We start from the raw sequence: 639 nt of genomic DNA, 5'->3' as shown, positions 1-639 counted from the left end.
AAAGCGAACAAGCATTAAAGAAGTCAAATATTCGCACCGCGCTAATTCTTGGAGGCATTGCGATATCAAGCTTATGCATTGCCGCCTATGGCGTCAGCCAAACTTTAGCCGTGGGTGCATAACATGAGTGAAGTACCAGTAAAACAAAACAAGAAAACCGCACTAAAGCTCGCAATGTTAACAGTGCTTATGTTTGGCTTTGCCTTTGCGATGGTGCCGTTATACAAACTCGTATGCGATGTCGCCGGTATCAATAGCATCGATAGTAACAGTGGGCGCTCTGAGATTTCTGAACTAAGTAGCGAAGAACTTAGTCAGTCTTTAAGAACCGTAACGGTTCAATTCGACTCGACTATAAATGGCAATATGGCATGGGAATTCAAACCTGAAGCGAAAACCATGAAGGTGAAGCTTGGCGAACGAGTCAGTACCAGCTATTTCTTTAAGAACAACAGTTCGCAGCCAGTTGAAACCCAGTCAATACCTGGGGTTACACCATGGCAAGCAAACCAACATTTAAAGAAAATGGAATGTTTCTGCTTTGAGACTCAAACCCTTCAAGCAGGCGAATCAAAAGACATGGGTTTACAGTTTGTTCTCGACCCGAATCTACCTGAAGACATTCAAACGGTAACTTTA

General features: G+C 43.2%; 1 protein-coding gene. It reads left to right on the top strand.

Annotated elements, in window-relative coordinates; all coding sequences use genetic code 11:
• Nucleotides 1-123 precede the first annotated feature (123 nt).
• On the top strand, nt 124-639 hold a 516-nt coding region (locus A3735_RS10160; RefSeq protein ID WP_068638011.1), incomplete at its 3' end, for a cytochrome c oxidase assembly protein.

Source organism: Oleiphilus sp. HI0061, from assembly GCF_001635675.1.
This window is presented reverse-complemented; position numbering and strand designations above follow the sequence as displayed.